Genomic DNA, 8924 nt, shown 5'->3' with positions numbered 1-8924 from the left:
TTCTGGGTCTTGTGCTTCCGGTGACCCCTGCATGGGATCAATAAAGACAATGATCGGCGTACTGCTGAAAGAGTCATGGGCCCAATCTTCCCTCGCGCGCTGAAACATCAGCGTTGCCTTGCCTGTGAAAGCGAAGCCGGATTCGTCATCTCCATACTTGAAGGCCTTGGCGGTGGCGACCGCCAGCGCATAGCCTTCGTCGTCAATGCCTACAAAGCGCAAGTCTTCTGTGATCCTCGTCATGTTTCCATCCAAAAAATAAGCCCGGTCCAAACACTCGGACCGGGCCTTGTCTAATCAGCCAATTATCGGTGACTTGGCAGCCGCGAAAGCTACTCGTCCAAGACCCTGATTCCAAGGTTAATGAGGACTGCGAGCTGACATGGCTAAGTGCCATGGGCGGGTGCTATGGTGCTGCCAGCGGCAGTCACGGACCTGCCATTACCGGGATCCCTCACTATCGTTTAACAGAAAGCTCGTAAGTGACCCAGCTTGTGGCCGATGCAAGCTTGTCGTAGAGGTGACGCGCCTGGACATTGGCGTCAGCGGTCATCCACCGCACCGCAGGCCAGCCGCGTTCTTGTGCGATGGCCTTCACACCCATGATCAAACTGCGGCCAATGTCTGAGCCGCGCTGGTTATGAGCAACAAACAGGTCGTCAAGAAACCCGGCATTTAGCCCTATCAGCGGGTCAGGGCGCGCACGAAAGTGCGCTATGCCAAGCAGACGCATATCCTTAGACTCTGCAACCAGTGCTTCCATGGGGTGGTGCGGGTCCATGAGCCATGACCAGCTTCGATTCAGGATCGTATCGGACATCGTCGATTGATAGAACTGCGCGTACTGGCGAAAGAGATCGCTCCATTGCGATCGATCACGCATCTCAAGGGGGCGAATGCTCACTGATCTCTGCAATCGGGCATTTTTATTCATGGTTGCTCCGGCTTTGTCATCTCTGATTCGGCTTTGTGTACTTCACCAAATATTGGGCGTCGCTGGCGGCCCTTCGAGAGAAGGAAAGTGGGGCAGAACTTCCTTGGCTAATTCCTCCAGTATCTCGGCTGGTGGGCGCTGCGAAAGCTGAATGCCAAGTGCAGCATGGTTCACGCCTGCCACTTGCCATTCTTCGAGCAAAGCCATTAGCCCGATGCGTCCAGTGCGTAGAACATAACCTCCGTGCAGTGGGGTTCGGGGATGGTCTGGGTCATCCACCAGATCGATCCACTCGTTCGTCATGTGTGGCCGGAACGCACCGCCAGGGATAAGGTCACGCCAGGCGCGAATTTTTTCTGCAAGGTGCTGGGGTCCCCGAGGGGTATGGGTTGCATTGGGGTAGGTCAACCACCCATCGGCATGCTCGGCAATCCACTCCAATGACTGCCCGGATGAGCCTGTCACCATCAGCGGAATGCTTGCGGACACAGGCTTGGGAAGAAACTCTGCTCCCTCAAAACGTCCCAGCGGAGAGTCGATGTCCAGCTGGCCGGGATGCATGAGCCTGCGCACATAGGACAGCGCCTGGGAAAAACGCTCTGCCCGGGCACTGTGTTCCAAGCCATAGGCTGGAAACTCGATAGGCCTGTCGCCCGATGCGACGCCCATGACCAAACGGCCGCCGGAAAGCTGGTCAATGGTGGTGGCTGCTTTTGCCAAATCAATCGGGTGCCGCAAGGACATGACGGCGCTGCCCGTTGCCAACGCCACCTTCTTTGTTCGAGCTGCCAAGTAGGACAGGTAAGTGAAGGGGTCGAACACCTGCCCGGCATCGCCAAACGACGGATCGAACAACGGTACATCACGCACCCACACGGCGGCAAAGCCCTGTCTGTCGATTTCTGCGACGAGGTCCGCCTGACCACGAAGCACTGACATATCGCCTTTGTATAGGCGCAGTGGCAGGAAGATACCCAAGGTCAACCTGTCTGGTGCAAACATGCGCCGGTAGCCGGGATGCCCGAAAAATGCGGCATAGGAGGAGCCGCTCGTGTGCTGAGAGATTTTGGAGGGATTCATTCTTGGACTTGCGTGATGTTCATTCATGCACCGGTTGCCGGTGCGGGCAGCGTGACTCCTTTGCGCACTGCCGGTCGATCTGCGACCCGCTCGTACCATGCACTGAGGTGGCGGTGCTGGCTGAAGTCCAAACCGATGATTCGTGCGATATGCATCCAGCCGAAATGGGCAATGTCGGCGATGGAATAGTCCTCGCCAGCCAAGTATGTGCGGCTAGCCAAGGCGTGATCCAGGACCGCAAACACCTCTTTCGTCAGGCGCTGATAACGCTCAATGGCTGGCAGGATGGGCTCCTTCGCAAACCACTCAAAGTGCACGCGCTGACCCAGCAGCGGGCCGATGCTGGATGCATGGAACTGCAACCACTTGATGGCCTCCCAGCGGGCCTGTGGCTCCGTTGGCAACAGCTTTCCAGTCTTGTCCGCCAAGTACAAAAGAATCGCCGCCGATTCAAACAGCACGATATCGGTCTCGCTGTCAGCGAGTACCGGAATGCGTCCATGTGGGTTGAGTGCGAGAAACGCGGGTTGACGATGCTCGCCTTCATCGATGCGCACATGGTGCAGGTGATAAGGCAGAGAAAGCTCTTCAAGCGCAATCGTCGCTTTAAAGCCATTAGGGGAGCTGTCGGTGTAGAGATGCAACATTGAATATGCAGATAAACTAAATATAAATAAATCGTTGTCGTTGCAAATTTTCATACTTAGATAGCTGCATATAAAGCGATTATTTCTTCTTGATAAATTTAGAAAAACTAAAGTTAAAAATGAACTATCCCTTGCAGGCGCTGCGCATATTTGTAGAGGTCGGTCAGCGCAAAAGCGTCAAGGCGGCCGCGCAGGCACTGCATGTCACACCCGGAGCCGTAAGCCAGCAGATTCGTGTGCTGGAAGACCGCCTGGGAGTGGTATTGCTGGAGCGTGAACGCCTTGGTATGCGCCTGACGGAGGTCGGCGCGAGCGTGTACCCCAGCTTGCTTGACGCGTTTCTTCAAATTGACCAAACGATGCATGCCTTGGAGCGCAGCAAAGGAAGACGCAGCCTGACGGTCAGCACCGTCGCAACATTTGCGGCGTCGTGGCTGGTGCCTCGACTGGGGCGTTTCAAGCAATTGCATCCGGACATCGAAATTCGCGTGGAAGCCACGTCGGAGCTGGTGGATCTGAGACGAGATCGTGTGGATGTCGCCTTACGTCATGGACTGGGAGACTATCCCGGGCTTGAGGTGACTTTTCTCATGGCACCGGTTTTGACGCCCGTCGCTTCACCCGAGTTTTTGAGTGCCCATCAGGCAGAGATCAAGGAGGCGAGCGATTGCCTTGACTATCCCCTGCTGCATGACGGAGACCGCGCAGATTGGCCGCTTTGGTTGAAAGCGCACGAGGTGGCCAATGACGCACGCGCGGAGCGCGGTAGCGCATTTGATGATGACTTTCTGCTCATCCGCGCCGCAGAAGCCGGGCAGGGCCTGGCGCTGGTGCCTCAGGCCTATGCCCGCGAGGAAATCGCTGCAGGCCGACTCATTCAGGTGCTGGACAAGCCCTGGCCGGCAAGGTTCGCCTACTATGCGGTGACACAGCCTGGAGCGAATGACCGCAATGAAGTTCGTGTGTTCTTGGATTGGATTCGCGAAGAAGCGGCCAGGTGAGGCCGCTACCCGATTCCGGCTGCGATGTTTAACGAACGTGTTGCATCGATTGCTTGAATCCACAGACCGTTTGCCACACTGATCCAGCCATCAGGATGCCGGTTGAATGCGCGTGATGATCAATGCGCCTTCTTTTTCTTCGGCGTGGAACAGTACTTTGTCGCCAGCCTTGATGGCTGCAGGCTTGGCTGATTCAGCCAGCGCAAACACCATGGTCATGGGCGGCATGTCCAGGTTCTTGATTTCCTCATGGCGAATGGTGAGCTTGCCGCTACGGGCATCGACGCGGGTGACTTCACCAGCGGTCAGCACAGCTTCAGTGCCGGGGGCAGTGGCAACCGCTGCGCTGTGGTCGCCGTGACCGGAGTGGGCAGAATGGTCCTGCGCAAAAGCAGGGGTGGCCAGCGCAGCGCTGAGGGCAAGAATAGACAGAATCGTTTTCATGAGTTTCTCCAGAAGTTGTGCGCGCGGGTCTCAGCCGCGGTAGCTGGTGAAGACGCGGGTCGATACATCGCTGTTCATCAGGTTCTTGGTGACCAGCAGCACGTCGTAGGGGTCTTTGCGGCCGTTGTATTCAGGGCCGTCCATGCCGGGGCTGCCAATAGGCATGCCGGGCACGGTAATGCCCAGTGCCTTGGGCTTTTCCCTGAGCAGCTTGTGCACATCGGCGGCGGGCACATGGCCTTCTACCAAATAGCCGCCGACCAGTGCGGTGTGGCAAGAGCCCAGGCGCTGGGGCAGGCCCAGCTTGGCGCGTACGGCACTGTTGCCAACGTCGTGTACCTTGACCTCAAAACCGGCTTTTTCCATGAGAACGATCCAGTCCTTGCAGCAGCCGCAGTTCGGGTCTTTCCAGACTTCCATGGCGGTCTTGGCCGTGGCTTTGTTGGCCAGGGCGGGCAAGGTGGCCATGCCGGCGGCGGCGGCCAGCAGGTGCAGGGCGTGGCGGCGGGTCGCTGTGTTTTTGGTGATTTGCATGGGGTAATTCCTTTTCAAGAGTTATTCGGTGACGGTGAAGCGGCCTGTCATACCGGCCTGGTAGTGGCCGGCGATCAGGCAGGCGAAGTCAAAGTTGCCGGCGCGGTTAAAGCTCCAGACCAGGTTTTCGCTTTGGCCGGGCGCGACATGGGCCATATAGGGCTCGGCATGCTCCATGCCGGGGTACTTGAGCATCATCTGTGCGTGTTCATCCAGACTGGCCTGCGTGCCCAGCACCATTTCGTGCATCACCTGGCCTTTGTTCACCACCCGCAGGTTCAGGGTTTCGCCCTTTTTCACGCTGAAGTGGCTGGGCGCAAAACGCATGTCGTCGGTCATATTCAGAGTGATGGTGCGCTGGGCGTTCTTGGCGTCGCCCGCAATGCCCCAGGCCTTTTGCTCTTTGATGATGGGGGCGCTGGTATGACTGATATTTCCATGCGCAAATGTGGCGCTAGCGCCCGCCAATAAAGCGCAGACAGCTATGAATTGCATAGTTTTCATGATGAGCACTCCTTTCAATGGTGGGCGTGGTCTTTGCCGGTATCAGGCTTGCGCACGCTGGCTGCGCCGGGGGCGGTACCGGGTGTGGTCTGGCGCGGGGCGGTTGCATCCAGTGGCGCGCCCTTCCATTCATAGGCTTGCGTACCCTTGGGCTGCTGGTACCAGCCGGGGTCCTTGTAATCGTTGGCACCCAGGCCTTTGCGCACCTTGAAGCTGGTGAACATGCCGCCCATCTCGATGGCTCCGTAGGGGCCGTTGCCCGTCATCATGGGGAAGGTGTTGTCGGGCAAGGGCATTTCCATGGCCCCCATATCGCCCATGCCACGCTCGCCCATCAGCATGTAGTCGGGCACGATTTTCTGGATCTTGCCGACCAGCCCCCGGTGGTCCACGCCAATCATGGTGGGCACGTCGTGGCCCATGGCACCCATGGTGTGGTGGCTCTTGTGGCAGTGAAACGCCCAGTCACCGGGTTCGTCGGCGATGAAGTCCACCTGGCGCATCTGGCCCACGGCCACGTCCGTCGTCACCTCGGGCCAGCGTGATCCCTTGGGTGTAGGGCCGCCGTCCGTACCCGTCACCTCGAACTCATGTCCGTGGATGTGGATGGGGTGGTTGGTCATGGTCAGATTGCCCACGCGGATGCGCACCTTGTCGCCCTGGCGCGCTACCAGCGGGCTGATGGCCGGGAAGGCGCGGCTGTTGAAAGTCCAGATGTTGAAATCCGTCATCTCGTTGATGCGCGGCGTCATGGTGCCGGGCTCCACCGCGTAGGCGCTGAGCAAGAAGGCGTAGTCGCGCTGCACGTCGGCAATCAGCGGGTGTTTGCCCTTTGGGTGGGTGATCCACAGGCCCATCATGCCCATGGCCATCTGCACCATTTCGTCCGAATGCGGGTGGTACATGAAGGTGCCAGGGCGGCGCGCTTCAAACTCATAGACGAAGGTTTTGCCGGGCGGAATGTGCGGCTGGTTTAGGCCGCCCACGCCGTCCATGCCATTGGGCAGGCGCTGGCCGTGCCAGTGGACGGTGGTGCTCTCTGGTAGACGGTTGGTGACAAAGATGCGGACCTTGTCACCTTCCACCACCTCAATCGTGGGGCCGGGCGATTGACCGTTGTAGCCCCACATATTGACGAAGAAGCCGGGCGCGACCTCGCGCACCACGGGCTCGGCCACCAGGTGGAATTCCTTGACGCCTGCATTCATGCGCCACGGTGTGGTCCAACCGTTGAGGGTGACCACCGGGTTATAGGGGCGGCCATTGGGTGGCGACAGCGGTGCAGCCGTGTCGGCACTGCTTTGCATGACGGGCTCGGGCAGGGCAGCCATGGCGACCTTGCTGACGGAGGCGGCAGCGACTGCGGCGACAGCACCGGTGAAAAAGTTGCGGCGTTGCATATCAGTGACCTGCCTCTGGTGCTGCAGCGGGCGCTGCGGTGGTTGCAAGGGATGGAGACATACCGGGCGATGTACCCGGTGATGTGCCAGTCAGGGCCAATTGCAGATCGGTCTCGGCCAGCCAGAAGTCGCGCTGGGCCTCGGTGGCAGTGACCACGGCCTGTGTGGTGCTGCGCGCCTGTGCCAGCAACTGCCATACGCTCATGAACATGCCGTTGTAGCGGTAGACAGTTTCCTCCTGCATCAGCTTGGCAAGAGGGAGCACCTCGGCCTGTTGCTGCTGGGCCAGGTCGTAAGCAGTGCGGTAGCTCAGCCAGTTGCTGCGCGCCTCGCTGCGCGCGCGGATGGCGTTTTCACGCAACAGCGATGCGCTGCGCAGCACCTGATTGCGCGCCATGCCGCGTGCGGCAAAGCCCCAGTCAAACAGCGGCAGCGGCACATCGAACTCCCAACCTTGGGTTTTGTCACTGTGGCCGGTGGCACGCTCGGTGCTGGTGTTGTTGCTGTAGGTGGCACCAATATCGCCAAAGATGGCGCCGACCGTGGCCCAGCCCTGACGGCCTGCGGTCACATCGAGATCGCGGCGCAGCGCACCCAGATCAAGGCGCTCTCGCAGGGCCGTGGCTTCGGCATCATCACCGCTGCGCAGCTCTGCATTTTTGGGCAGGGCAGGCAGTTGCGCAGGCAGCTTGAACGTCAGTTGCTGCCCCCACAGACCCATGCGGCGGGCCAGTTGCTCGCGCTCCAGCTGGGCGTTCAGGCGTGCACGTGCCAGTTGGGCGGCGGCTTGCTGTTGCTGGGTCAGCTCACGGGCCTGATCCATCTTGCTGAAATTGCCGACCTGCGCCATGCGCTTTGCCAACTCGCCGCCCAGGGCCGCAGCCTCGTGCATGCGCTCGTTGGCGGCCAGCGCCTGTTCAGCCGCCACGGCGCGCAGCCAGGCGCGGCGCGTGTCTGCGGCCAGCAGCAGCACTTGCTGGGCTGCCGTCATCGTGGCTTGCTCCATCTGCCAGCCTTGCCAGCGGCTGCGCCAGGGCAAGGTGACAAGCTGCACCAAGCCAAAGCTGAGCTGGCGCTCAATCTCGCGCTCGTGGCCGTTGCGAAAGCGGCCAAAAGTAAAGCTGGGGTTGGGCAGGGTCAGCACCTGCACGCGCTGTGCATCGGCAATGCCCAGCTGCGCTAGCTGGGCCTGGAGGCCGGGGTTGTTGAGCAGGGCAATGCGCACGGCGGTGTCGCCATCGACGGGCGTTTTGAGCCAGTCTGCCACCTGCGCTTGTGCATCTTGCTGAGCCTTCATATCCGGCGACGGCAGCTGTGCACCTGCGGGCAAACGGCCTTCGGTGCGCTGGGCAACATCGCTGCGCAGCCCGTCAGGCGAGATGCTGGCGCAGCCAGCCAGTACCAGCGCGGCCAGCAGGGGCGAGAGTCGGGTCAGGGTGCGCTTCATCGCTGGCCTCCATGGTCGTAATGGCCTTGAGCAGGCGCGGCCTGTTCTGTGGCTTTAGTGACGGGGCCTTGGGCTTTTTCCCACTTGAGCACATCACCATGGCCACGCGGAAACTCGGCCACGGACGCATTGGCGGCCTTCCAGTCGCCGGGCTGGGTCACGATGTCGCCGCTGGCAGTCAGCGGCTGGTGCTGCAGAGGCTGGGTCGGCGCAGAGGGGCTGAAGACGCGGTTGTCTTGCGCTGGGGGGCTGCTCTGTGACGGTGCTGCCTGGGCAAAAGCCAGAGGGCTGGCAGCTGCGGCAATGGCGGCGACCAGCACGATGGCCGTCAGAGAAAGAGAATGCGTTTTGCGCATAGGGGATTCCTGTCTTCTAAAACCAAGAGAAGGTCCGCAGGTTTGAGCGATATAAAGCTCTAGACCAGACAGCAAGCGCGGTGGCTACTATCAAAAATGCGGACGCACCTAGGGCGTCAGAGGGCAGAAATCGGTGGTTTGACGAGCTGAATAGGTGCAGCGCTGGCAAAGCGCGCTGTGCCATGGGCCAGCAGCACGGCTCGGGGTGCTTTGGCGTGAGGGCTCAACAGTTCTGGCGTGGCCAGAGTCGAGTGGCAGATGCCGCAGGCCGTGCAATGGCCTTCATGCTGGTGGCAATCGCTGCTGGCGGCATCTGCGCTGCAAGTGGTTGCTGTATTGGGTTCCGCCTCATGGTGCGAAACCATGTCGTGATGCAGGTGTTGCGCCATGGACGCCATCTCGTCCAGATGCTGAGCATGACTCTGGCTTTGTTCATGGCCCATGGGGTGGGGCGGTACTGTGTTCTGCTCCATCGCCATGGCGTCGCCTGCCAGACCACGCAGGGCCAGCAGCAAAACCATGAACAAGGAGAGAAAACGACGCATGACTTGAATGATAACGATGGGCGGGATTTAGT

General features: G+C 60.0%; 12 protein-coding genes. 1 reads left to right on the top strand and 11 read right to left on the bottom strand.

From position 1 onward, the window contains the following. The 4 genes from HF327_RS20615 to HF327_RS20600 all read right to left on the bottom strand — a co-directional run. Positions 1-243: hypothetical protein (locus HF327_RS20615; protein WP_198462234.1), on the bottom strand; the 243-nt coding region annotated here is incomplete at its 3' end. Positions 244-457: 214 nt separating this feature from the next. Next, complete coding sequence (locus tag HF327_RS20610; protein ID WP_236024323.1) at positions 458-934, bottom strand: GNAT family N-acetyltransferase; 477 nt, start codon at positions 932-934, stop codon at positions 458-460. Between the two features lie 42 nt (positions 935-976). Next, on the bottom strand, positions 977-2014 hold the full coding sequence (locus HF327_RS20605; protein ID WP_198462233.1) for an LLM class oxidoreductase: 1038 nt from the start codon (positions 2012-2014) through the stop codon (positions 977-979). A 23-nt stretch (positions 2015-2037) separates the two neighbouring features. After that, on the bottom strand, positions 2038-2661 hold the full coding sequence (locus HF327_RS20600; protein ID WP_198462232.1) for a glutathione S-transferase family protein: 624 nt from the start codon (positions 2659-2661) through the stop codon (positions 2038-2040). Positions 2662-2780: 119 nt separating this feature from the next. On the opposite strand from HF327_RS20600, the gene HF327_RS20595 reads away from it, so the two are divergent. Further along, entirely contained in the window at positions 2781-3662 is an 882-nt protein-coding gene (locus HF327_RS20595) for a LysR substrate-binding domain-containing protein (protein WP_198462235.1), read from the top strand. Between the two features lie 90 nt (positions 3663-3752). Here HF327_RS20595 and HF327_RS20590 read toward each other — a convergent pair whose 3' ends face one another. The 7 genes from HF327_RS20590 to HF327_RS20560 form a co-directional block, all read right to left on the bottom strand. Then, positions 3753-4106, bottom strand: coding sequence for a copper-binding protein (locus HF327_RS20590; protein WP_198462231.1), 354 nt, complete (start codon positions 4104-4106; stop codon positions 3753-3755). A 30-nt stretch (positions 4107-4136) separates the two neighbouring features. Beyond that, the gene (locus HF327_RS20585) at positions 4137-4640 is read right to left on the bottom strand and encodes a DUF411 domain-containing protein (RefSeq protein WP_198462230.1); all 504 of its coding nucleotides are present in this window, start codon (positions 4638-4640) and stop codon (positions 4137-4139) included. 21 nt (positions 4641-4661) lie between these two features. Beyond that, positions 4662-5144 carry a cupredoxin domain-containing protein gene (locus tag HF327_RS20580; RefSeq protein WP_198462229.1) on the bottom strand — a complete coding sequence of 161 codons (483 nt, stop codon included), beginning with the start codon at positions 5142-5144 and terminating at the stop codon, positions 4662-4664. Positions 5145-5158: 14 nt separating this feature from the next. After that, positions 5159-6544: a multicopper oxidase family protein gene (locus HF327_RS20575; protein WP_198462228.1), complete on the bottom strand. Its 1386-nt coding sequence runs from the start codon at positions 6542-6544 to the stop codon at positions 5159-5161. Position 6545: 1 nt separating this feature from the next. Continuing rightward, complete coding sequence (locus HF327_RS20570; RefSeq protein ID WP_198462227.1) at positions 6546-7991, bottom strand: TolC family protein; 1446 nt, start codon at positions 7989-7991, stop codon at positions 6546-6548. Then, the gene (locus HF327_RS20565; protein WP_198462226.1) at positions 7988-8347 is read right to left on the bottom strand and encodes a hypothetical protein; all 360 of its coding nucleotides are present in this window, start codon (positions 8345-8347) and stop codon (positions 7988-7990) included. Before HF327_RS20565 ends, HF327_RS20570 begins: the two co-directional genes overlap by 4 nt. Positions 8348-8463: 116 nt before the next feature. Next, positions 8464-8892, bottom strand: a complete 429-nt coding sequence (locus HF327_RS20560; protein ID WP_198462225.1) for a hypothetical protein — start codon at positions 8890-8892, stop codon at positions 8464-8466. Between the last annotated feature and the right edge of the window lie 32 nt (positions 8893-8924).

Origin of the sequence: Comamonas suwonensis, assembly GCF_012844455.2 — a bacterium.
GTDB classification, from domain to species: Bacteria; Pseudomonadota; Gammaproteobacteria; order Burkholderiales; family Burkholderiaceae_C; genus Comamonas; species Comamonas suwonensis.
Note: the sequence above shows the minus strand (reverse complement) of the source record. Positions and strands in the feature narration are given on the sequence as shown.